Origin of the sequence: Paenibacillus sp. N3.4, from assembly GCF_008017805.1 — a bacterium.
Taxonomy (GTDB): domain Bacteria; phylum Bacillota; class Bacilli; order Paenibacillales; family NBRC-103111; genus Paenibacillus_E.
Map to the genome: position 1 here is coordinate 15,739 of NZ_VRTT01000067.1, position 24,232 is coordinate 39,970.

The window sequence follows — 24,232 nt, forward strand, 5'->3', positions numbered from 1 at the left end:
ACCAAGAGTGAGCGCGTCGTATGCTTAATTTTGCATAGATTCGTAGAGTTGGGGGAATTGGAATGGTGCTTTTTCAAGCTGTAAAAAGAGCTTTGCTGCTGCTTATGTGCTTCCTTGTGTGTTCTATGCTCACCGGCACCACTTCACTGACAAGTTCCTTTGAACCTCAACGTTCGATCCCCGTTTTTGCGTCTGCACAAGCTGGCTTCACGATAATGACTTTTAATATTCACCACGGTGAAGGGTTGGATGGTAAAGTTAATTTAGAGCAAATCAGTGATCTGATTCGTCAGCAGAACGCTGACGTTATTGCCTTGCAAGAAGTAGATCGGTACCGTTTGCGAAGCGGATTTGTGGATCAAGCCAAGGAATTAGCGGAGCGATTGCATATGTATGTGAGCTTTGCTCCTAGTTTAACCTATTCCGTCGGGCAATATGGCAATGCGCTGTTAAGTCGCTACCCGATTCAAGGAAGTACGTATTTTTTACTGCCTGGAGCCCAAGAACGCAGGAGCTTGCTTCTCGCAGATATTCTCATTGGCGCTCAACCGATTCGTATCGCAGCTACCCATCTAGGGCTTTCGAATGAGGATCGTCGTGCTCAGCTTTCCAAAATAGCAGAGATCGTTTCTACAACAGAAGGCCCGCTCGTTCTTGCGGGTGATTTTAATGAGGTGCATACGGAAGTTGATCCTTTTTGGCGTCCAGACTCATCCGTTCAGCTCTCACAAATTCCTTTTCAATCTTTGCTGACCTCCACCTTCATAGATGGCAAAAAGATCGATTATCTATTTGCGAATATAAAAAATATCGATCCCGCATGGACCGTACAGACGATTTCCTCCGACCATTTTCCCGTCATGGCGTTCATTCCGCTCAGGTCTTGGGTACGAGTATAGTTTTTTTCCTTGTTTATGTTAAAATGGGGGAAACCACTCCTCGTTAGGGAAGGGCTGAAGAAGCAACAATGAACATCCGAGAGCGGAAAATCGAGCTACGCAAAGAAATGGAACAGAAACGTTCCTCCCTTTTGGCTGCAGAACGCCAAGAGAACGAGCAGCGCATTCACGATAGAATGACGAGCCTTTGCTCTGAAAAGCTGCTTGATCCAGGTCAAGCGGACAATTCCATACCACCGACACTTATGAGTTACATGCCGTTTCGTTCTGAACCAGACGTCGCTCCACTTATGGAATGGTGCTGGGAGAAGGGGATTCGGGTGCTTGTGCCAAAGGTTGTAGCGGATACGAAAACCATGCATTTGCATATTGTTTCTGGCTATGAAGATTTGGAGAGCGGAGCTTGGGGCATAAGAGAACCGCGTAATCATGTGCCTATAGAGTCCGATTTGTCCACCATTTCGATGATTTTAGTACCTGGACTTGCTTTTGATATGGATTTTGGCAGACTGGGCTATGGGGGCGGATTTTACGATCGCTTCATGCAGTTATTTGCTGCGCGCGGGCTGAAGAGGCCCCTAGCGGTTGCGGCTGCTTTTGATAAGCAATTGATCCCTGCTGTCCCTTCATCCTGGCATGATTTTCGGGTGGACGGTATCGTTACAGAGAGTAAAGTGGTTTTCAGAAACACAATTGTAGACAGAGGTGAGTGACCTGAGCGATTCCTCCCCATTGACTCATTTTAATGAACAGGGACGAGCACGAATGGTAGACATTTCAGATAAAACGCAGACGAAGCGCACAGCTACAGCGCGTTCTACCTTACTCATGAGCAGTGAGACACTCGGCTTAATTAAGATGGGCAAGATGAAAAAAGGCGATGTTCTTGCCGTAGCCCAAGTGGCCGGCATTATGGCAGCCAAAAAAACGTCAGACTGGATTCCCATGTGTCACCCGATTGCTCTTACGGGAATTGATATTCAGTTTGCTGACAATGGCAACAATGAACTATACATAGAAGCAACTGTACGGACGACAGGTCCGACAGGCGTTGAGATGGAAGCTTTAACAGCTGTATCTGCAGCAGCGCTAACCGTCTACGACATGTGCAAAGCAGTAGAAAAAGATATGATCATTAGCTCCACTTTGCTTGTTCTCAAAACAGGCGGTAAGAACGGGGATTTTCACAGACAAGATAGTTGACAGTGAAGCGTCTGAATCACACAACATACACAGCGGCTAAGATGCAACACATCAATGAAAGTTGGCGACCACTCTGTTTAGTGGGGTTATCTCATTCAGTTAACAAGGGAGAGGTGACAAAGGATGCACTGGAAAGTTGCGATTTTGACAGCCAGTGACCGCGGTTACCGAGGAGAACGAGAAGACACCAGCGCTCAGGTAATCCGCGAGCTGATCGAAGAGGAGATTCAAGGCGAGATCATCGAGTATCGGGTCGTTCCGGACGAGATGGATGAAATTATGGCTTCATTAATAGAAATGACCGATTATTATCAGGCAGATCTTATTCTTACTACCGGCGGTACAGGACTAGCTCCGAGAGATGTGACTCCGGAAGCCACGCTTAATGTTATTGATCGGGTTGCGCCAGGATTTGCTGAGGCTATGCGGATGATTTCCATGCAAAAAACGCCAAAAGCCATGCTGTCGCGAGCCGTATCCGGTATCCGCGGGCGCACGTTGATTATTAATTTGCCTGGCAGTCCAAAGGGAGTACAAGAGAATTTAATGGCGATTATTAATCAGCTTCCGCATGCTCTTGGTATTCTCACAGGCAAAGAAGGTGACCATGGGTGAGCAGGCACGAATCTATGCTTCGAGAAGTGAAGGTAGAGGATGCAATTGGCATGATTTTGCCGCATGATCTTACGCAGATCTTGCCCGGAGAGTTCAAAGGGCGCTTGTTCCGCAAAGGACATCAAGTGACTGAGGCTGACATTCCTGCTTTGCTTAGCATTGGTAAAGAGCATATATACGTGATGGAGCTGCAGCCAGGATATTTGCATGAGGATGAGGCAGCGCTGCGCATGGCACAGGCTGTTGCTGGAAATAACGTCTCACTCACGGAGCCGCATGAGGGCAAAGTGAACGTGAAGTCAACGATTCACGGTTTGGCGAAGGTGGACAAGATATTCATCGATCGTGTGAATGAGATCGATGAGGTCGTGCTGTCGACGATTCGCACTAATGTAGTGGTTCAGCCCGGCGCTTCGCTTATCGGAACGCGGGTCATCCCGCTGATCGTTGACGAAGCTCGCGTTGAAGCGGTCGAGCGCCTAGCGGCTGCTCGTAAGGATGAGGGCTTCACCTTACTGGAGGTGAAGCCGTTTCGGAAGCTGCGCGTCGGCGTGATTACGACGGGCAGCGAGGTGTTTAAGGGCCGAATCAAGGACAAATTCGGCCCAGTGGTGAAGGAGAAGGTCGCGGAGCTCGGCTCCGAGGTTGTGGATCAACGCTACGTGTTGGATGACGGCGAAGCGATTGTTGGAGAGATCCACGCGCTGCTTGCGCAGGGTGTGGATCTGATTCTGGTCACGGGCGGGATGTCCGTGGACCCCGATGACCGCACGCCCGGCGCGATCAAGCAGGCCGGCGCCCGTATCGTCAGCTACGGCACGCCGATGCTGCCGGGCTCCATGCTCATGATCGCTTACCTAGGCGATGTGCCGATTATGGGACTGCCGGGCTGCGTTATGCACGACCCGTACACGTCATTCGATGTCCTGCTGCCGCGCATTTGCGCAGGGGAGGAAATCGTTCGCAGCGACATCACGGAGATGGGTTATGGCGGTTTCTATCAGTGTTAGACGGTGCAAGGTTAATAAAAAGCGACTGAGACAGCTTCAAAAGCCATTTTTAAACGATATTGTTGTTTCCTTTACAACGATGATGTGAAAATGGCTGTTTTCTTCTCTCCCCGTTGTTCGTATGCAACGTAGAGGGGAGATGCAGTTGCTCAGAGTTGGAGATGAAGTGAATGTTTCAAAATATCGGGTTCACCGAGCTCTTATTGATTGCGGTAGTCGCGCTCGTGCTCTTCGGGCCGCAGAAGCTCCCGGAAATCGGCCGTATTCTTGGTCGTACGCTGCGGGATTTTAAGAAAGGCGCACATGCTTTGCTCAACGATGAACCGCAAGCGCCTGCTGCACAAGCCACAGATGCGCAAGCTACAGCGGAAAAGACGACGCCTGAGCAGCCGGCAGCTGCAAAAGCCACAGCGGACAAATCAACGCCTGAGCAGCCTGCAGCTGCAAAAGCCACAGCGGACAAATCAACGCCTGAGCAGCCTGCAGCTGCAAAAGCCACAGCAGACAAATCAACGCATGAGCAGTTGGCAGATGCTCCGACATATGCAGCAAAGCCGCTAGTTCCTGCAAATTCTACGCTTCCTTCTGCAGTTGAGTTCGTGTCTGCTGGGGTAGGCGGATCCGTCACTTCAGTAGATGCTGAATCTGTGGGTAAAGTGGGGACTGCAGAATTATCTGCGACTTCAAATGAGGCGAACACAGCCGCGGCTGAAGTCTTAGTTGCAGCACATCAAGGCGTGCCCGCTGCTAAGAGCAAGGCGGCGGTCAAGTTCGTTACCTCTTCAGGCGAAGTCTACTTGGAAGCAACGGCAGCAGCGGATGCTGCAGCCAGTACATTTTCAGCTGCAACAGACAGAGCTACTCCGGTGGTATCGGTTTCCAAACCGGCTGCTTCCGCCGACATGTCTGCTGCTTCAGCTGGCCAGACAAGGCGTCTTCCGGACTAAGCCGCCATATTTTCAATGAAATAAGAACTCGGATGTTACTTAGCATCGAATCAAGGGATCAGGTTGGTGAATTATGACGACAAACGAAGAAATGTCACTCGTCGAGCACCTTGGCGAGCTTCGCAAACGAATACTTTGGATATTGGTCGTGTTGGTCATAGGCATGGTAGGCGGGCTTATTTGTGCCAAGCCGATCATCCGTTATCTCAAAAATATTCCGCCAGCCAGCGGAATTGGTTGGAATGTCTTTTCGCCTTGGGATGCCTTGCGACTGTATATGAATTTTGGATTGGCCGTAGGAATCCTTATTACCTTGCCGGTTATCCTCTATCATATATGGGCTTTTGTTAAACCGGGTTTACGCGAGGTTGAGCAGAAGGCCTCTATCATTTATATCCCTGCCGCATTTGTCCTTTTTTTATTGGGTCTATCCTTCGGTTACTGGGTTGTTTTTCCGATGGCTTTCTACTTCACCTCATCCATTAGCAAGAGTCTAGAAATTACGGAATTGTATGGTGCGGCGCAATATTTTACATTTATGTTCAATATCATTCTGCCTCTTGCCCTTGTTTTTGAGATGCCGATTGTGGTGATGTTTCTTACGAAAATCAGGCTTCTCAATCCGAAACGGCTCCATAAGTTCAGAAGATATGCTTATATGCTAATGGTTATTCTGGCAACCGTAATTACGCCTCCCGACGCCATTTCAGCGATACTGGTTTCGGTGCCGCTTATTGTTTTATATGAAGTTAGTGTGTTTTTGTCAGGATTTATCTACCGTAAACAGCTAATGAAGGATGCAGAATGGGAGAAAGAGTTCGGCGCCAAATAAAAAACAGTCTGCATAGGTGCAGGCTGTTTTTCTTTGGCTTTACCGAATATTTGTTTTTCATTTGGGTAGAATGAGGGGGGTGCCAAAAAGATTGTAAATTGTGTAAAAGGACTTGCAAATTACAGGAAGAATGAGTATCATAAGAAGTGTTGTTAGCACTAAACACATTCGAGTGCTAATAATGCGAATCACACAAAACAAACCATTCCTAAAGGAGGCTATTTTTCCATGATCAGACCGTTAGGTGATCGAGTAATCATTGAAGCCGTTGCGAAAGAGGAGACAACAGCAAGCGGCATCGTGCTGCCAGATACAGCTAAAGAAAAACCGCAAGAAGGTAAAGTTGTAGCCGTTGGCGCTGGCGCGTTGAAAGATGGCGTACGTGTTCCGCTTGAAGTAAGCGAAGGCGACCGCATCATTTTCTCCAAATACGCTGGAACTGAAGTGAAATACGAAGGCCGCGAACTGTTGATCTTGCGCGAAAGCGACATTCTCGCTGTATTAGCCTAATTTAGCAGGATATAGATCGACGTCACATATACTTAGTTTTATCCGTTTTCCCTACTTACTATGTACATGTTCTAAATTAGAGGAGGTTTCCTATTCATGGCAAAAGAAATTAAATTCAGTGAAGACGCTCGCCGCGCGATGCTTCGTGGGGTAGACGCTCTAGCTAACGCTGTTAAAGTAACCCTCGGTCCTAAAGGCCGTAACGTTGTACTTGAGAAAAAATTCGGCAGCCCGTTGATCACGAATGACGGTGTAACGATCGCGAAAGAAATCGAGCTTGAAGATGCTTTCGAAAACATGGGAGCTCAATTGGTTAAAGAAGTTGCTACTAAAACCAACGATGTAGCTGGTGATGGTACAACTACAGCAACTGTTCTGGCTCAAGCGATGATTCGCGAAGGTCTGAAAAACGTAACTGCTGGCGCTAACCCAATGGTTATCCGCAAAGGTATCGAGAAAGCTGTTAGAGCGGCTGTTGAAGAGCTGCAAGCTATCGCGAAACCAATCGAAGGCAAACAATCCATCGCACAAGTAGCTGCTATCTCCGCTGCTGATGATGAAGTTGGCCAATTGATTGCTGAAGCTATGGAAAAAGTAGGAAAAGACGGTGTTATCACTGTTGAAGAATCCAAAGGATTCCTTACTGAGCTTGAAGTTGTAGAAGGCATGCAATTCGACCGTGGTTACACGTCCCCATACATGATCACTGACACGGATAAAATGGAAGCTGTCCTTGACAATCCTTACATCCTGATCACTGACAAAAAAATCTCGAACATCCAAGAAATCTTGCCTGTTCTTGAAAAAGTGGTTCAATCCGGTAAACAACTTCTGATCATTGCTGAAGATGTTGAAGGCGAAGCACAAGCAACTCTAGTTGTAAACAGACTTCGTGGCACATTCACTTGCGTAGCTGTTAAAGCTCCAGGTTTCGGCGACCGTCGTAAAGCTATGCTGGGCGATATCGCTGCTTTAACTGGTGGCCAAGTGATTACAGAAGAGCTTGGATTGGATCTGAAATCCACGCGTCCTGAACAACTGGGTAGCGCGCGTCAAATCCGCGTTACAAAAGAAAACACCATCATTGTTGATGGTGCTGGCGACAAGAAAGACATTGCTGCACGCGTTACACAAATTCGCGCACAATTGGAAGAAACAACTTCCGATTTCGATAAAGAAAAATTGCAAGAGCGTTTGGCTAAACTTTCTGGCGGCGTAGCTGTTATCAAAGTTGGCGCAGCAACTGAAACTGAGCTGAAAGAGCGCAAACTTCGCATTGAAGATGCTCTGAACGCAACTCGCGCAGCTGTTGAAGAAGGTATCGTTTCCGGTGGTGGTACTGCCCTCGTGAACGTATACAACGCAGTAGCTAAAGTAGTAGCTGTTGGCGACGAGCAAACAGGCGTTAACATCATCCTGCGCTCCCTAGAAGAGCCAGTTCGCACAATCGCAGCTAACGCTGGTCAAGAAGGCTCCGTAATCGTTGAGCGCCTCAAGAACGAAAAAGTAGGCATCGGCTACAACGCAGCAACAGGCCAATGGGTGAACATGTTCGAAGCGGGTATCGTTGACCCTGCTAAAGTAACACGCTCCGCGCTGCAAAACGCAGCATCCGTAGCGGCTATGTTCTTGACTACGGAAGCGGTTATCGCTGACAAACCGGAAAAAGACAAACCAGGCATGCCTGATATGGGCGGCATGGGTGGAATGGGCGGCATGATGTGATGAAATCATTATCGAAGTAATTCGATGATGAGCGACCGCGCATAAGCGGTAGATTTCATCGCCGATGGAGCAGAATAGCGCTCCATGCGGTAATCAGGCTGAGAAGTCTGTAGCATCAAGGGTTTCCTTGAGAGGAAACGCTGCTTGACCACATAGTGCAAAAATAAGAGACCTTTCAAGAGTTCATTGAACTTTTGGGAGGTCTCTCATTATTTTTGATAATCAAGTTATCGGAACTGGAGTTCTATTTAGAATAAAACTATAATTCCTTAAAAGACTTGTTCTAACAGCAAGTCTTTTTAATCATGCACAGGTGGGTATGATTCAATCTAATTCTTGATCTAAAACAGGTTTTACTAAGCGACGTACTTCATCTGTTGACGTGGTATCCATTAATTGGTTTCTTAGTTCTCCTGCGCCTCTAAATCCACGAACATAGATTTTGAGAAAGCGAAGAAGTGGTTTAAATGAACGTGGCAGGGTTTCTTTTGAATACTTATCGTGAAGATCCAAATGTAAAAGAAGTAAATTGAGAAACTCCTTCGCGCTATGTTCTTTAGGTTCTTTTTCAAAAGCAAATGGATTGGTGAAAATGCCGCGGCCAATCATGACACCATCAACGCCGTATTGTTCTACTAATTTTAATCCTGTTGCGCGGTCAGAAATATCTCCATTAATGGTTAACAACGTATTTGGAGCAATTTCATCGCGTAATTTTTTTATTTCAGGGATTAGTTCCCAGTGTGCATCTACTTTACTCATCTCTTTTTTTGTACGAAGGTGAATGGAAAGATTCGCAATATCTTGTTTCAATATATGTCCTAACCAATCGCGCCACTCGTTAATATCATGGTAACCCAATCTTGTTTTAACACTAACCGGCAATCCACCTGCTTTTGCTGCTTGAATAATATCTGCTGCAACTTCAGGATGTTGTATTAATCCAGCACCTTTTCCATTGGATGCGACGTTTTGTACTGGGCATCCCATGTTCAAATCGATACCACGAAAACCAAGTTTTTTCATATCAATACTCATCTGTTCAAAAAATGCAGGTTTATTGCCCCAAATATGAGCGACAATCGGTTGTTCATCTTCTGTGAACGTTAATCGACCACGTAAACTGTCTTTTCCTACAGGGTGACAATAACTTTCTGTATTTGTGAATTCTGTGAAAAATACGTCGGGTTTTGCAGCTTCACTAATGACGTGACGAAATACAACATCTGTGACATCTTCCATTGGAGCTAATATAAAAAACGGCTTTGGTAAATCAAGCCAAAAATTTTGTTCGTTACTGATATTATCTCCTCCTGTTGCAACATATAAAAAACGATATAAGCTATAGCAAAGTCCTTTACCCATCGTACATAATATCATTTTTTTTCGTTTGATGCACAGAATCAATTGTGTGAGCGACAGACACATATTTGGTGTCTGTCACCCATCACACATCCAACTTGATGTTGTTGAATTTGTATGAAGTTCATGTTCGTTCTGCCCCATTTTCGTTATAATGATAAGGTATATCTGTTTTGAAGAGGTACAGAAGCATTGTGGGAATAATCCTTCAATACATGAATGGTTGCCGTAAAGTATGGATTCTCATCACAAGAGGCGTTTACACGAGCATTCAACAAGGCTTTTCAGCTCACCCCTGCAGCCTACCAAAAAGCTCTCCGACCTATTCCTTTGGCTATTCGTCAGGAGGTAATCTCGCCTTATCATTATTTGATCAAGGAGCGAGATAAGATGAATAAGGTACATTTACAACCGGCAGAGATCAAAGTCGAGTTCATTCCGGCGCTTTTATGAGGACAGTTGAGGAGGTACCATGGAACTTTGACCCTCAAGGCATGGGATACAAATGAATTGAAGTTAATTGTAAACAGTGTTACTCTAACAACGGTAAACTCAACATCTATGTTTTGCAATACATCTAATAATAGTCACTATTTTAGTTATAAAGAAAGGTAATACTATGATAAAAGTTGAAAACTTATCCTTCTCATTTCCGCAAAAAGAACTATATAAAAACATTTCATTTACGCTTGAAGAGGCACAACATTGCGCTTTTATAGGAACAAGTGGCAGTGGGAAAAGCACACTGATCGATATACTGATGGATCCAGAAAGATATTTGTTCGAGGGCATGTTAGAAATAGACCCGACTTGCAAAATTGGGCATGTAAGTCAATTCTCACAACTAGACAAAACGAAAGAAACAACAGTTTTTGAATATATAGGGGAAGAATTTATTAAGATACAAAATGAGATAACATCTATTTGTACTGAAATGGAAACATCATCGGATATGGATTCGTTATTAGAAAAGTATCAATTAGCGTTAGACGCATTGGATTCAATCGGTGGGGATGATTTTGAAAGCAACATCAATAAGAAACTAAATCTAGCAAACCTCATGAAGCTAAAAGATCTTAGGGTATCCGACCTGAGTGGCGGGGAATTCAAACTTATTCAAGTGATGAAGGAAATGCTGAGTAGTCCAGACTTAATCATTATGGACGAACCAGATGTATTTTTAGACTTTGAAAACCTAAATGCGCTTAAAAATCTTATTAATTCTCACAAAGGAATGCTGCTAGTCGTTACGCACAACCGATATCTCTTGAATCATTGTTTCAACAAAATTATACACCTTGAAAACATGGAGATCCAAGAGTTTGATGGGCGGTATATTGAGTATAATTTCTCATTACTTCAGACAAAAATTGAGTTGCAAGAAATCGCAGTCGCTGAACAAGAAGAAATTGAGAGATACGATAACATTATTGATAATCTTAGAGCTATCGCAACGTATAATTCAGAAGCATCTAGAGGTAGAGCGTTAAAAGCTAGAGTTAGGTTTCAAGAGAGACTGGAAGCGCGTAGAATTAAAGCGCCATTTGTTGAAATTAAGCAACCGACTATCAATTTCGGTATTGATAATGAAATTGAAGACACCATTGTTGTAAATGTTAATAATTATCGTGTTGCCTTTGATGAGTTGCTTTTAGACAATGTAAACTTTGAGATAAAATCTACGGATAAAGTAGCCATTATTGGTTCAAACGGTACCGGGAAAACGACTTTACTCCGAGATATCTTTAAAAATAATCATGATTCAATTGAAATAAATGCTGATGTGAAAGTGGCTTATTTATCTCAGAATCAAGGCGAAGTGCTAAAAGATTCTAATACAATACTAGAAGAATTCATCGATGCTGGGTTTAAAACGTATGATGAGGTTAGATCGTATATTTCTAACTATGGCTTTGAAGGAGAAATCGTTAATCAAAAGATAGAATCTTTATCTGGTGGAGAAAAAAATATGCTTCAATTGGCTAAAGTTTCTGCCAGTAAAGCAAACGTATTGCTACTTGATGAACCGACAAGCCATTTAGATATCTATACACAAATAGCACTGGAGAAAGCCATTGAAGACTATAAAGGTGCGATTCTCATGATTTCTCATGATTTCTATTCTGTTGTAAATGGTATGGATTATGTGTTAATTATTGATGATAAGACGATTAGAAAAATGAGTATGCGAAAATTTAGACAGATGATTTATGCTAGTCATTTTGACAGAGACTATTTAGAAACGGAACAAAATAAAAAATCAGTTGAGATGAAAATAGAATTGGCTTTAAAAGATACTGATTTTGAACTTGCAAAAGTATTGGTTGATGAGCTAGAAGAGCTGATTAAGTTGCTTTAAATTACAACCCTCTGATTGAAATGATTACAAGAATCAATTTATTGTACTGGGAATTACGGCTACTCCGGAACCATCCAACTAGAAAGTGAAGTCAGTTACAGCGAATATTGCTAAAGTGAATTAGTCCGAGTTCAACGATGAAACATGATGTTGGTGGAAAAGTATCTATAAAAAAGCACACTGATGGATAGAAGGTCACGAATAGCGGGAACCATTAGGGGTTCGTTTTTTGTGATTAAAGGAGAATATTAAAGTAAGCAAAAGCGCAATTGGAGTAATCCATTCACTTTTTCTTTTTGCAAAGAGATGCGAGATCAATGAGAGGGCCATCCTAAACGGGATGGCTTAAAACTTGCCGTTTCACCTAGCGCGGAGAACTTTACCATAAGTAACGGAAACGGCTTTTGGTGATGAATACTTAGGAAGAAAATTCATGGCATTAAAAGATCATGAAATTAAAGATCTTCAATTAAGGATTCACTATAATAGAAATAAAGTACAATAACCTAAAAACCGTGATCAAGCTGAAATTGTGAGGGCACATCATAATAGGATTTGTTCATACTGTCTACTCCACACATGTTGAGTGTGTGGCTTGGTTGGAGCTAGAAATGTAGATCTACAATACAGTCTTTTGAATAACTTGAGTTGCTCAAACTCTAGGTTAATATGTTCCCGCATACGAAATATATGATCGGATAATTCCATGACCACATTTTGACCACGAACACTGTAAACACATCATATTGATTTGGAAATATAGGACTGATTTTTAAGGGGATTCGGATAGAAAACCTATGATATGACCTAAAATAAACATAAAACTCACCTAATATCATGGGCGGTATGATGTAGTAAGCTCAAAAATCCCTTAATTTATAAGGGCTTGCGAGTGAATGAGGTCTAGTTTGGCCTCATTCTGATCTTGTTGCTTCTGAAATTAGAGGTTTTCCATGAGTTTTTCAAACTTATGCGAGGCCTCTTTTTTCATTGTTTTTGTGACATGCCAACACTGGAGGTTTCATGATGAGGAGGTGAAACGATAGGAGGAGGCACAGTGAAAACGGTGACATATCTAAATCTGATTCCAAACGATATCGGTGTTAATTGGTATGGAAAGGAAAATCGAACGGTGTTATCAATACAGCGCGAATCCGCGTAGGTTTATCCGCTGCAGATATGGGCATTCCACCCATCGTTGCCGCAAATATGCTCAACATAGGCTGTCAAGGGATATTCCCTGGGCAGCTTATTTTGTTATCGCTGTGTGGGGAAACCCACCATTTCGACAGGAAATGATAAAAAAAGCAACCTCCATCATAAATTTTTCCATGCGCGGAATGGATCTTGTGCTTTAAAATAATATAATGTTGAAACCATTGGTAGGAAGGAGATGACCTAGAAACAATTTGAAAGCGCCACCAATTATGCTAGGAATTGGAGAAACCGGGCGCGCCTCCATGGGCGAGATGATGAAACATTGGTTGGTAACGCAATCATTGGTAAATCACTATTGTGTCTATTTCAAAAAGTCAAGTATATTCTCGATATCAGCGACTTACTCTAAGGAGGATTGAAAATGTTTTTTAAGATGTTTAAGCAACAAGCTCTAAAAAGGGTATTAAGCTCAGTTCTTTCATTAGTACTTGTACTTTCGCTGCTTATTAACCTACCCGTTTTTCCAGCATCAACGGTTCATGCAGCACCTGGAGATAACTTAGGTATATTGGATATAGAAGTGAACAAGCAAGTAAAAGCAGTAGTTGATCTTGGTCTTGCAACCATTCATATATCATTGCCTTACGGCACCTTATACCAAATGCTGAATGTAACAACAAACCCGGGTGCTTCAGCGACACTATACAGAAGCAACGAAACAACGACTATCTCTTTTGCTACTAGCGGCATTAACAAAGGCGATGCCAAAATGGACCAATTTTCATCAAACGGAACCACTTTGTATTATTTGAAAGTGACCGATAAGAATAGTAGCAGTAACAGCCGAAAATATACCATTACGGTTACTGTAGATAGTACTGTGCCTCCATTAGCAGGCCCTATGGGACCTAACGACAAATATTCGCCACTCAATATTCAGGCGGGCGAATCCGCATGGGATGTAATTGGCGCATCTAAAATTGGTAGTGGAAGTGGTACGGGTTCCATAGAAGGCCCGGGCACCCCCTCATCTTACAGTGGAAAGGCATGGACGGACTCTGTCTATGAGCGTTCAGGAGACTACCCTGTGGCTTCTACAGTTCCTGAATCCTGGCTGGGAGATAACATGTATTTGCAGACCATAGGCAAAATGATTCGCAATCGCTTACAAAATACGGAATTGCCAATATTCCAGGCAGCGATAAACTCAACTCCGACATTTTGCGTTATCATGAATTTTTGCCTTTTGTTGCCCCAGGTGGCGTGAGCCGGGACGACGGTGATCGCGGCGCAGTGAACAGCGACCGCCAGAGGCTGGAGATTAAAACTAACACCAGCGCAAGCAATATTGATGCGAATAGCGTGGGCGGCGAGATTATGACCCACCACTGGAGGCTTATGCTCCCGTCGGAAACGTTGAAGTTTCAGACCGATACGGCGAATCACAAAGCTGGTGATTTTATTGATCCCCACAGGTTTTGGCACATATTCCAATTGAAAGATGCAGCGGGCAACGCAAACGGCCAGCCGTTGGCCACCCTTACGCTGGTTTCAAGCGGAGGCAAAGGCCAACTGGAATTCAGGAACAATCCTGATGCTGACTATGCGGACAGAGTAAAGCCATTGTTCACGATTCCATTTGACAAGGTCGTTGACCGTTGGCTTGATATTAATGTAACGATTTTAACAGCCGATAACGGTTATATTTACGGTAAGGTTGTCAACCTGGAAACAGGCGAGGTGCTTTTCGATGACGGTATGACAGCCCAAACATACAGACGCCCTCAAGCGAAAGATCCGATTACCGGCAGAAATGATAGAGTCGACTTGCCTGTTGAACCGGGTCAGCAAAACCGTTCCAAATGGGGCCTTTACCGAGGGATATATAATGGCCCGGGAGATGCGGCCTATGCAGATGAATTCCAAGCTGCAACCATGTATATAGCTGATGTACACTTAGTCAAAAGGGATGGTAACAGCTATATTTTCCCTAATGGCTGGAATCCCAATGTACAATCTAAGGATGTTGTAGCATGGGCAAGGCCGAAAGAAATTACGGCTTCTAAAGGTACGGCGTTTAGTAGCTTAGGATTGCCTTCACAGCTTGATGTAACCATGAGTACGGGTAAAACAGAAAAGGTGAACGTAACATGGAGCTCGGCCGGTTACAAGCCAGACAGCATTGGCACATCTAAGATTTATGGAGCATTTAGCGGCCCGGGTATTACGAACACCAAGGACATTAAGCCTTATATTGATGTTAACCTTTCAGATTATAAAAACTGGGCGGTAGCTCCGGGGGCTGCAATAAAGGTTGTCTCTCAAAGCGGCGGCACCAGTAACTTATTTATTGATAACGATTCAGCCACCTCCTGGCAGGCTAACAGCTCTCTAACCAAAACACCTGCTAATCAATCTGGTTATCAATACTGGGCGGCTATTAAACTGGAAAAGAAAATAGATGTTAGCAAAATTCAAATTGAATGGAATAGTAATAGCAGCTTTTTGAAAAATTACCAAGTGTACTCTACAAATAATGCAGCCGCATATAATGAACTTGTAGAGGGCGGTGCCCTCTCTGATACTTCGACTGCAACGAGAAAACCGCTTCAGACTGCAAATGGAGCTTCATGGATTCCAATTCCTGGTGTGGGGAAAACGACAGCTCTCATTAATAGCGAAAAGGCTGATCGCACTTTGGCCGAACCGGTTGCAGCTCAATATTTACTGCTTGTATCAGATGTAACACTATCGGATACTGCTGGCTCAATAAAATCTAACGTATTCAGAGCCTTCGGAGAACCTTCCGGATCAAGGGCCACACTTGAAGACCTGAAATTAGACGGAACAAGCTTAACTGACTTCAAACCAAGTCAAACCAGCTATACACATACCCTTTCCAGCAGTGCATTAACATTGCCTAACGTAGAAGCAGTTGCACCTGGAATGGATGTCAAAATTGTGTATCCGAGTGACTATCGGTACAACCCTGTCAATGTTACGGTATCTGATCCTTTAGGAGTTCTTGCTAATACGACGTATAAGATAAACTTTATTTCCCCGGAAAATTTAATTCTGGCAAGTTCATTATCCCTCAACAAGAACAGTTTCAACCTTGCGGTTGGCAAAACAGAGGCTCTTCAAGCCGAAGTATCGCCTGACGAAACGCCAAATAAGACGGTAACTTGGAATTCAAGCAATAATACCGTTGCAACAGTTGATCAAAATGGTCTTGTTACCGGTATAAGTGCAGGTACGGCTGTGATAACCGCAAAAATTGGAAGCTTGAGCAAAACTAGCATGGTTACAGTCATGGCTGCAGCGGATATTCCGACAGCAACAGGTTCTGTTAACCTGTTGGACCCTTCCCGATTTACACCGCAAGCAGGCGTGAATCTCAAGGCAAGCTCGGAAGCTTCGGGTCATCCAGGGGTAGACGCATTGTCAACGGGTGGTAGGGGTTATTGGCGCAATTCAAGCCCAAATGTATATATGAGCAACTATTCGCCTTCTTCACTGGCATTAAGCCTTGATTTAGGCACGCCAAAAACGATTGATAAACTGTACCTTGAAATACCTAACACAATTCCAAATATCCAAAGCAACGCGACAAGATTTGAGGTATATTACTCCAATGATCCTAATTCTTGGGCAAGTGCACCCACGGCTTCCGATTCGGCGGACAATTACGACTGGAAGGCGCATGGCTGGACACTCGCCGGCGGTACGGAAACGGAAGGTTTGTTCTCTTATGCAACCTACAACGGACAACGATGGGGCTACGATAACAAGACATTCCTGTACCCGTTTACAGCCCGGTATGTGATGGTAAACACGGTACTGGTTGGCCCTCGCGATAAGCGTACGAATGATAACAACTCGATGATGGGGATATCCGGCCTGGTTATTTACGGCAAAGAACCGATATCTAACGCGACTGCACTGGTACCAGCTAAGGATACCTACAGTACATGGGATCAGATCTCACCTAAATCTACGCAAATAAGCCTTGCTAACGGGCAGACGCTTACGAGCATAACGAAAGGCGTCGCTACGCTTCGTCCGACGATTGATTACTCGTTATCAGGCAATACGGTTACATTTACACTACCATACCTTGCCAAGCTGCCACTCGGCACAAATGAATTTACGTTTAATTTCAACAACGGCGACCCATCCATATATGCATTGGACGTAACAGCCCGCGGTTATGGCATGAATGACAAGACCATCAAGATGAACGCAATTGAAGGCGTATCTCCTTATAACGTTCTGGGCGGTGCAATGGGTACCGACGAACCGGTAGAAGGCGTGACCAAGAGGATAAGAGACGCTTACCACGAGTTTTACGGTGATCAGCCTCGGGCGACTGCGGCCGACGACCATGTCAAGAGCGTTTGGGACAGCACCTGCAAAAAATGTGTTCAAGGTGTTTGAATACGGTAGAGGTGTGAATAATGAATTTGCGGATAAGGTTCGCGACGGCGAGTACGGCCACAAGGGTGTTTTTGACAAAAATGTAGGCTATGTTGTTGACGGCGCAGCGATCAATGACAGACAAAGAGTTGAAATTCGCCCAAGCGAAGATTCAAACGGTGATTTTGTCGCACATGAAGGTGACTTGGTTTCCTATAATTGGCTCTGGAATATTCCTGATGGCACCCAGTGGAATCAGTCAAACTTCAGGCATATCTTCCAGTTGAAGGCTGTGAATGCCCAAGCCGCCAATACATTAGAGGGCGGCAACGCCGGCAGTGAAAACAGCGCATATATCATCGGTATGTCGATTTCCGGAACGACTTCCAGGAACCTTGTGGTGAATCATAACCGGTCTGACGGCGATAAGACCCTTTTGACAATTCCGTTAACAGAAATCGATGGTCACTGGATCAAGGTGGAGTTTAACGCGCTGATTTCTGATGCCGGCTGGCTCACCATTAAGATAACGGATACAGTAACCGGTAAGGTATACACTTATGACAGCCCGGATGTGTATCAAGTGTTTACTAACTCGGGAGCAACCGACGGGGTTAAAGACTTATGGAGAAGACCTGAAAGAACTGGCAACTTTGAGACCGAGTTTCCAGCTACTTTCGATCAATATGAGCGTCCGAAATGGGGCATTTACCGCAGCTCCAATGGCGGCACAAACTCTGCATATGACGCGGAGGTTAAACTTTCCGACATCACCATAAGCAAGGTGGCATCAGGTGTGTCAGCTGTAAACCTTGCACTGAATAAAAAAGCGTATAACGTAGGCCCTACAACAGGTGCCAACACGATCCAACTGCAATCTGCCGGGGCTAATGCGTACGGCAATGCAAACAAGCTGACGAACGGCGTACTGCAAGACCTGACCAAGTGGAATGTAACCAACGTTACCAGTCTGAGCCAAATTGGAAATTATTCATGGCTGGGTACCGACGGAGCGAGAAAAGGCAGCTTCGTCATCGATCTTGGCCAGGCAATGGATTTTAGCCAAATGAGACTGTTCGCGCAATCCACTAGGTTAAAAGGTGCAACCGTCTATGTGTCCAATGATTTCGGAAACCATACATCGGCAGCTGATTTTGACGCCATGACATTTACACAAGTGGATAAAAAGACAGACCAAGGTTATACGTATGCGACAGGCAACAATAACGGCGGTGCGGATTCAGCAGATAGTTCGTACCCGATAGACCTGGGTAAGACCTATCATTCCAGATATATCAAAGTAACGGTAGAGAACGCATCCGGCGGCAATACAGGCACGGATCTTACAGGGCCTCCGCGCCTTACACAAGTTCAAGTGTTTAATGCGCCGACTTCTCCGCAGAATCTAAAGGTTGAAACCAGCGGTTCAGCTAAAATTGTAAGATGGGATGCCAATCCTGCTAGCGAAGGCTTTACGGTTTACAATGGTACAACGGTACTTGCTGACTTACCGGCAGGCACAACAAGCTATACTTTACCGAGCAACATGACCGATGTGTCCAAAGTCGCCGTAAGATCGAAGGGGACAGACCCGTATTCTCGCAAGTTTATGATTTCGGCACCGTCCTTACTGGTAGATGCGCAAGTCCTGCCAGACTCATTAACACTAAACAAGAGCAGCCTGACCATCAACAAAGGCGCATCCGAGCAGCTTGTAGCAACCGTATCGCCTGATAATGCTGCAAACAAAACAGTAACATGGAGTTCAAGCAACAATACCGTTGCAACCGTTGATCAAAATGGTCTTGTTACAGGTGTAACGGTAGGCAATGCTACTATAACCGCAACGGTTGGTACAATCGTCAAAGAATGTGCGATTACGGTTACAGCAGTGGAAATCCCACCCGCAATTGTAAGCATTACACCTGAAAGCATAACTACACAGGCGGGAACAGCACCAGTTATGCCGACGGTTGTAACCGCGGTTTACAGCAACAACACTACCCAAAAGTTAGCTGTCGTATGGGACGTCTTCAGTTCATCCCAATATGCAGTTGCAGGAAGCTTTACCGTACAAGGAACCGTTACCGGCAGTACCTATAAGGCTTTGGCCAACATTACAGTTACAACAGTGGAAATACCCGTGCCTGTAATTGAAAGCATTACACAGATCAACATCACGACAATACCAGGAACAGCACCAATTCTGCCGACGGTTGTAACCGCGGTTTACAGCAACAAAACGACTCAACAGCTTGTTGTGACTTGGAACAACATCGCCGCATCCCAATATGCATCGGTAGGCATCTTTAAAGTCCAAGGAACCGTTGCGGGTACTTCTATTAAGGCGGAAGCCACGATTACGGTCAAAACAAGAGATGAAGAATCGTATGATCCTCCAGCTCCACCTACCGGCAACACGCCACCTACCGGCAACACGCCACCTACCGGCAACACGCCGCCACCGGCAACCGGTAATCCGGGTACCATCGATCTTGAAAAAGACGCAAAAGTAACGAAAGAAACAACGACCGATGGAAAGACAGTAACGAAAGTCACCGTGAATGCGGATAAGCTCGAGAAAGCAGCGGCAAATCCGATTGTCATGATCGATGTGAAGGGAAGCGACTCCGCGGTTAACGTGGAACTGCCAAGCAATGCAATCCTGAATGCGCTCAGCAAGCAAAGCAACACGGTTATTCAGATTCAATCGAATGGTGCTTCTTATGAGTTACCAGTAAGTGTGCTTAAAGATATTCCAAAGGATTCAACTGTAAGCGTCACGATTTCTAAAGTATCCGGTAAAGCCGGAGACGATGTAAATGCTGCGGCGAAAAACTTGAACGCGAAGCAAGTGATTCCGAACCCAATCGAATTTACGATCACGGTCAACGGTAAAGAAATCAGTGACTTTGGCGGTGTATATGTCAATCGTACAATTAGCTTGGGGACAACGGTAGATCCGAGTAAGCTAACAGCGGTCTGGGTTGATTCGAACAACCAGATGCATTTCGTACCAGCACTATTTTCAACGAAGAACGGTTCTGTTGAGATTACGATTCGTTCGCTGCACAACAGCATTTACACTGTCATCCAATCCGATAAATCGTTTGCAGATATGCAAGGGCATTGGGCAAAAGCGGATGTAGAATTGTTGGCGAATAAATGGATCGTAAATGGTAAAACCGATCAGCAATTTGCGCCGGAGGTCAACATTACACGTGCCGAGTTTGCGGCCTTAGTGGTTCGTTCACTTGGATTGGTTGAAGAGAAGGCGGATGGATTCCGTGATGTACAACCGAATGACTGGTTTGCCGGAGTTGTAGGCACGGCGTACAATGCAGGAGTGATCACGGGTTATGAAAACAGTACTTTTAAGCCAAACGAGAACATTACTCGTGAACAAATGGTTACTATGATTGTTAGAGCGCTTAAAGTCGGCGGCAAGGAAATCCAGGCCGACAACACTGTATTGAATCGGTTCGCCGACCGTTCGGATATCGGTGACTGGTCGAAGGCAGCCGTCTCGCAAGCGCTGGCAGCCGGTCTCATTCAAGGAGTGTCGGACAACGCCTTCGGGGCGAATGAGCCTGCAACGCGTGCACAAGCTACCGTAGTCCTGAAGCGTATGCTTCAATCGCTACAATTTATCAACTGATTCACTCCAGACCGCCAAGCTGCTTGGCGGTCTTTCTTTATATATCAGAAAGTATAAAATCATGTTTTGTTCATAGATTAATGCTGTGAACAAGCGGATATATACGCAAATGTATAGTCCAAACCTGTGGGGTATACATAGAGCTTAGCGTACCCTATCCAACTCCGGCAGCCCCCATCACAGCTCAAGTCCAGGCCAGTATAGGAGCGCCGGTGTGCACAGTACTGAAGGATGGCAGCTATTACGTTGGCGTAATAAGAGGAATAAAGGGTAATCAAGTCATTCTAGAAGGCTTCGAAGGTGTGAAGAAGCTATCCAGGAACTCAGCGAAGGCTAAAGCGCAAATAGCTGGCTTAGGAGGATTGGGCGGTATGCTGGGTATGCTCGGGGGTACTGGCGGCATGCTTAATATGTTAGGTGGCGGATTGGGCAGTTTGATTGGCAAAGGAGCCGGGGGATTGCTTGGAGGTTCTGGTAGTGGAAGCGGTGGAGGTACAGGAGTCAGGCTCTCATTAAGGTGAGCGAGCTTTAGAATCCTTCTCATACGGGTTTGAATCGTTTTAATAAATTCGGGATAGCCTATATTCTTTGCAGTTTTTGCAAATACAAAATCGTTGTCATAATAGTTCCCGCATACGACACATATGCTTACTATAGAAGTTTCGTAATATGATGACCACCACTTGACCACATTTTGACCACGGACTCTGCGAACATATCATATTTACTTGGATATAGTGGACTGATTTTTGAGAAATCTCCGATTGAATGCATAAGAAAAGACGCAAAAAACACATGAAACTCATCATGTCTCACGGGCGGCATGATGTAAGAAGGGCTACTTAGCCTTTATACATCAAAGCTCGTAGGCCAGAATGAGGGAAATGACCTCGTTCTGGCCTCATCTTTTTAATAAGAGGTTTTTCATGAGTTTACCAATCTTATGAGAGGCCTCTTTTTTCTTTGTCTTGGTGATGTGCAGATGTTGTATCATTATCCTTATGACCCGTCCGGTCCATGATATCCTCAAAAGGAACGCTGGCCCCAGCAAGAAGTGATACGTGGGTAAATCTGAGGTCTATACACTATAAAGTAATGGTACTTCAAAAAAGTGAGGTGGAGCATGGATGAATAGTCAAGCAATTTTGGTTCTTATATTACTAGTCGTTAATATTCCGGTTTACAGACTCCTTTTTCGTGTTTTCTTTACCGATGACGATGATTTTAAAGAATCTGTTAAATACTCGCTTACGCCAGATTTAATTTCACTATTCCGTGGCCGCTATTGGAAAGATAAATTTGGTCAAACGAAAATTACTTTCTTTGCAGTGTTATGTGTTGTTGTAGTATTGCTTGAAGTTTTTCTTGTTCAACAAATGATAAGTTTTCTTTCATAAAGAAATCCCCTCGGCGGATTTTATAAAATGGAGCAGATGATGTATGAATACTATACTAGGGATTAATCAGTATCCGAGGGCTATCTGACCCCTTCGGAGGCACAAAATAATATTTCTCCGACTTCAAGTCCAATGGGGAATAGCGGATCCAAGATTCTGATTTCATGGTGGATGCGGAGAGCCTGCTAACGCTTTTTATTTCAACGCCAGATGCTGTTTCCAGCTGGGGAATAAATCCTGCTTCCGCCTGATAATGAACCGTGGTTGAGATGGGTGTCGCAATCATACTCTTAATAAGAACGGAATGTTCGTCGTCATACTTCATGACCTGATCGATTTTAATCGTTTTGCTATCTTTCTCCAGTTGTTGCGTAGGTACATTAAAATCAAACACCCATGGATGATCAATTGTCTTTTGCCTATCTCCGTAGTTGAATGAGATGTGAAAATGAATGCTTTTGCCAATAGGAATTTCTTTAATTTCTACCGTGTATATGATCAAGGATCTATCCATGAATGAACGAAAACCACCAGTCATTACCGGAGTTAATCCGAGATCCTTTCCATTCATCCTTATTTCCTTCGGATACGGGGTTGGATCAAGGTCAAGATTATTTTCATCTGCTGGTATATAATTTGTGTTGATTAATAATTGATCGCCATCGATCATCACCTCTCCCAATGTAAGTTTGCCGTATTCATTTTCAACTGTGCTATCAAGCTTTGTCTTGTATGGAGTAAAATCAGCTTGCACACGAAATCCAGCCCTTTCAAGAGCCTTTTCAATCACGCCTCCAACCAGGGGGATTTTCGCAAATGATACCTGATCTGAACTTATCGCGATACTTATAGCTAGAATAACGATTGAGGCTGCTCCTGCGTATTTCATACTACGGCTTTGCTTCGTTTTTCTTATTTTTTTTATGACACGACTATTCCATTTCCTTATTTGCACGCTTGTGAGTTCATCTTCCATATATTCGCTTAAATTAATGTTAACATCATTGAGTTCTTTGTAGATCGACATCGTTACACGCCTCCTTAAACGCCATGTTCTTTCATCCACATTTTTTTAAGCTTTTTTCTTCCTCTGGAAAGCTTATTATGTACCCAAGATTCCTTGGCGTTATATTCTTTTGCAATCTCGTTTGAAGGTGTGCCTGCTAGATAGTATTTAACGAAAATTTCACGTTCACTTGCTGATAGCTCCTCTAGGAGTTCATCCACCTTACTTACTGTTGGTCGGTCTGCTCGCAGCATGGAATCATCAATTTCAGATACGGATAACTGCTTGTTGCGTAAAATAATTTGTTTTCTTTGGTAATCAATTCCCTTATACTTTGCTATTGCTGCAATCCATTGCTTGAATACATTTTTCTCAGGATTGAAGTCATGAATATTATTCCATATCGCTAACAACACATCGTCTAGGCATTCCTCGTAATCTTCATGCTGGAAATTTACGTGACGTTTAATAATCGCAGTAAGCAAGCCCCCATATTGATCGATAATAAAAGAAATTGCTTTTTCATTCTTATTCTGTAAATGTTGGACAACATTGTTCTCCGTGATGTTCAAATGCACCCCTCCTCTCAGTGATTCTGATCATTCTACTCTATAAGTCGAAAAGAAAATGAAAAATCTATCACCAAAAGAAAAAAAGCGGAAATCTATCTTCCTAATAAATATGATTTTCAAATTCGCAAGCGCTTGTGAATATCAAAATGCCCTCTTTCCTGAAGATGGATGGAGGGCATTTTTATTTGAACAGCTTTTTATGAGACTGAAAATATCTGAACTGTTACTGTTTCATCTTTTTTAAGGCATCCGGATAAACTATGGTATTAAATACAACCCCGGTGTCCGCATTTTCAATTTTGATCGTTACTTTATAATTATCTACTGAGGCTCCATTAAACAATTGATGAACAGCTTTCGCAAACTCGTGACTTCAGTCGTGAGTTAGAAAATTTCGGATAGGGCGTGGCTTTTGCCACGTCAACGATCCGAAACATATCTAGGAAACGGGTACAAACCATGCCATGTAGCGAACATATGTGCTATAATAGATGTATATGCCAAGACGAAAGGAGGTCGTGTTCGCCATGTTGCATCATAAAGCATTCAAATTTCGAATATTC

18 protein-coding genes and 1 pseudogene are annotated in these 24,232 nt (G+C 44.1%); 16 read left to right on the top strand and 3 right to left on the bottom strand.

The window, feature by feature from the left end; genetic code table 11:
• Positions 1-62: 62 nt before the first annotated feature.
• From FU659_RS26390 to groL, 9 genes are all read left to right on the top strand, one after another.
• On the top strand, positions 63-899 hold the full coding sequence (locus FU659_RS26390) for an endonuclease/exonuclease/phosphatase family protein (protein ID WP_147950306.1): 837 nt from the start codon (positions 63-65) through the stop codon (positions 897-899).
• Between the two features lie 68 nt (positions 900-967).
• A complete protein-coding gene (locus FU659_RS26395) occupies positions 968-1,612 on the top strand; it encodes a 5-formyltetrahydrofolate cyclo-ligase (protein ID WP_147950307.1) in 645 nt (214 codons plus the stop codon).
• A gap of 1 nt (position 1,613) precedes the next feature.
• Positions 1,614-2,102, top strand: coding sequence for a cyclic pyranopterin monophosphate synthase MoaC (gene moaC, locus FU659_RS26400; RefSeq protein ID WP_147950320.1), 489 nt, complete (start codon positions 1,614-1,616; stop codon positions 2,100-2,102).
• Between the two features lie 123 nt (positions 2,103-2,225).
• The gene (gene mog, locus FU659_RS26405) at positions 2,226-2,717 is read left to right on the top strand and encodes a molybdopterin adenylyltransferase (protein WP_147950308.1); all 492 of its coding nucleotides are present in this window, start codon (positions 2,226-2,228) and stop codon (positions 2,715-2,717) included.
• Between the two features lie 14 nt (positions 2,718-2,731).
• Positions 2,732-3,727 (top strand): molybdopterin-binding protein, encoded by a 996-nt coding sequence (locus FU659_RS26410; RefSeq protein WP_147950309.1) that lies wholly within the window; start codon positions 2,732-2,734, stop codon positions 3,725-3,727.
• 170 nt (positions 3,728-3,897) lie between these two features.
• Complete coding sequence (locus FU659_RS38425; protein ID WP_147950310.1) at positions 3,898-4,674, top strand: twin-arginine translocase TatA/TatE family subunit; 777 nt, start codon at positions 3,898-3,900, stop codon at positions 4,672-4,674.
• 73 nt (positions 4,675-4,747) lie between these two features.
• On the top strand, positions 4,748-5,506 hold the full coding sequence (gene tatC / locus FU659_RS26420) for a twin-arginine translocase subunit TatC (RefSeq protein ID WP_147950311.1): 759 nt from the start codon (positions 4,748-4,750) through the stop codon (positions 5,504-5,506).
• 228 nt (positions 5,507-5,734) lie between these two features.
• Positions 5,735-6,016: a co-chaperone GroES gene (gene groES, locus FU659_RS26425; protein ID WP_028553854.1), complete on the top strand. Its 282-nt coding sequence runs from the start codon at positions 5,735-5,737 to the stop codon at positions 6,014-6,016.
• 96 nt (positions 6,017-6,112) lie between these two features.
• Entirely contained in the window at positions 6,113-7,741 is a 1,629-nt protein-coding gene (gene groL, locus FU659_RS26430) for a chaperonin GroEL (RefSeq protein WP_147950312.1), read from the top strand.
• A 324-nt stretch (positions 7,742-8,065) separates the two neighbouring features.
• On the opposite strand, the gene FU659_RS26435 is transcribed toward groL, so the two are convergent.
• Positions 8,066-8,983 (bottom strand): tRNA dihydrouridine synthase, encoded by a 918-nt coding sequence (locus tag FU659_RS26435; protein WP_261808068.1) that lies wholly within the window; start codon positions 8,981-8,983, stop codon positions 8,066-8,068.
• 342 nt (positions 8,984-9,325) lie between these two features.
• Between FU659_RS26435 and FU659_RS36525 the strand changes: the two are divergent.
• The 7 genes and pseudogenes from FU659_RS36525 to FU659_RS26475 form a co-directional block, all read left to right on the top strand.
• Positions 9,326-9,415: pseudogene (locus FU659_RS36525) on the top strand (helix-turn-helix transcriptional regulator); the annotation flags it as partial.
• Positions 9,416-9,722: 307 nt separating this feature from the next.
• A complete protein-coding gene (locus FU659_RS26445; protein ID WP_147950314.1) occupies positions 9,723-11,462 on the top strand; it encodes an ABC-F family ATP-binding cassette domain-containing protein in 1,740 nt (579 codons plus the stop codon).
• A gap of 1,579 nt (positions 11,463-13,041) precedes the next feature.
• Positions 13,042-13,887: a hypothetical protein gene (locus FU659_RS26450; protein WP_147950315.1), complete on the top strand. Its 846-nt coding sequence runs from the start codon at positions 13,042-13,044 to the stop codon at positions 13,885-13,887.
• Positions 13,842-17,057: a X2-like carbohydrate binding domain-containing protein gene (locus tag FU659_RS26455; protein WP_222708649.1), complete on the top strand. Its 3,216-nt coding sequence runs from the start codon at positions 13,842-13,844 to the stop codon at positions 17,055-17,057. The genes FU659_RS26450 and FU659_RS26455 overlap by 46 nt, the downstream gene beginning before the upstream one ends.
• Positions 17,005-20,694, top strand: coding sequence for an S-layer homology domain-containing protein (locus FU659_RS26460; protein WP_187274413.1), 3,690 nt, complete (start codon positions 17,005-17,007; stop codon positions 20,692-20,694). Before FU659_RS26455 ends, FU659_RS26460 begins: the two co-directional genes overlap by 53 nt.
• A 212-nt stretch (positions 20,695-20,906) precedes the next feature.
• Positions 20,907-21,215: a hypothetical protein gene (locus FU659_RS35835; protein WP_187274414.1), complete on the top strand. Its 309-nt coding sequence runs from the start codon at positions 20,907-20,909 to the stop codon at positions 21,213-21,215.
• A 606-nt stretch (positions 21,216-21,821) separates the two neighbouring features.
• Entirely contained in the window at positions 21,822-22,091 is a 270-nt protein-coding gene (locus FU659_RS26475; RefSeq protein ID WP_222708650.1) for a hypothetical protein, read from the top strand.
• Between the two features lie 55 nt (positions 22,092-22,146).
• Here the strand turns inward: FU659_RS26475 and FU659_RS26480 are convergent, their stop codons facing one another.
• Together FU659_RS26480 and FU659_RS26485 are read right to left on the bottom strand one after the other, a co-directional pair.
• Positions 22,147-23,118 (bottom strand): DUF4179 domain-containing protein, encoded by a 972-nt coding sequence (locus FU659_RS26480; RefSeq protein WP_147950318.1) that lies wholly within the window; start codon positions 23,116-23,118, stop codon positions 22,147-22,149.
• 14 nt (positions 23,119-23,132) lie between these two features.
• Positions 23,133-23,669 (bottom strand): sigma-70 family RNA polymerase sigma factor, encoded by a 537-nt coding sequence (locus tag FU659_RS26485; RefSeq protein ID WP_147950319.1) that lies wholly within the window; start codon positions 23,667-23,669, stop codon positions 23,133-23,135.
• Between the last annotated feature and the right edge of the window lie 563 nt (positions 23,670-24,232).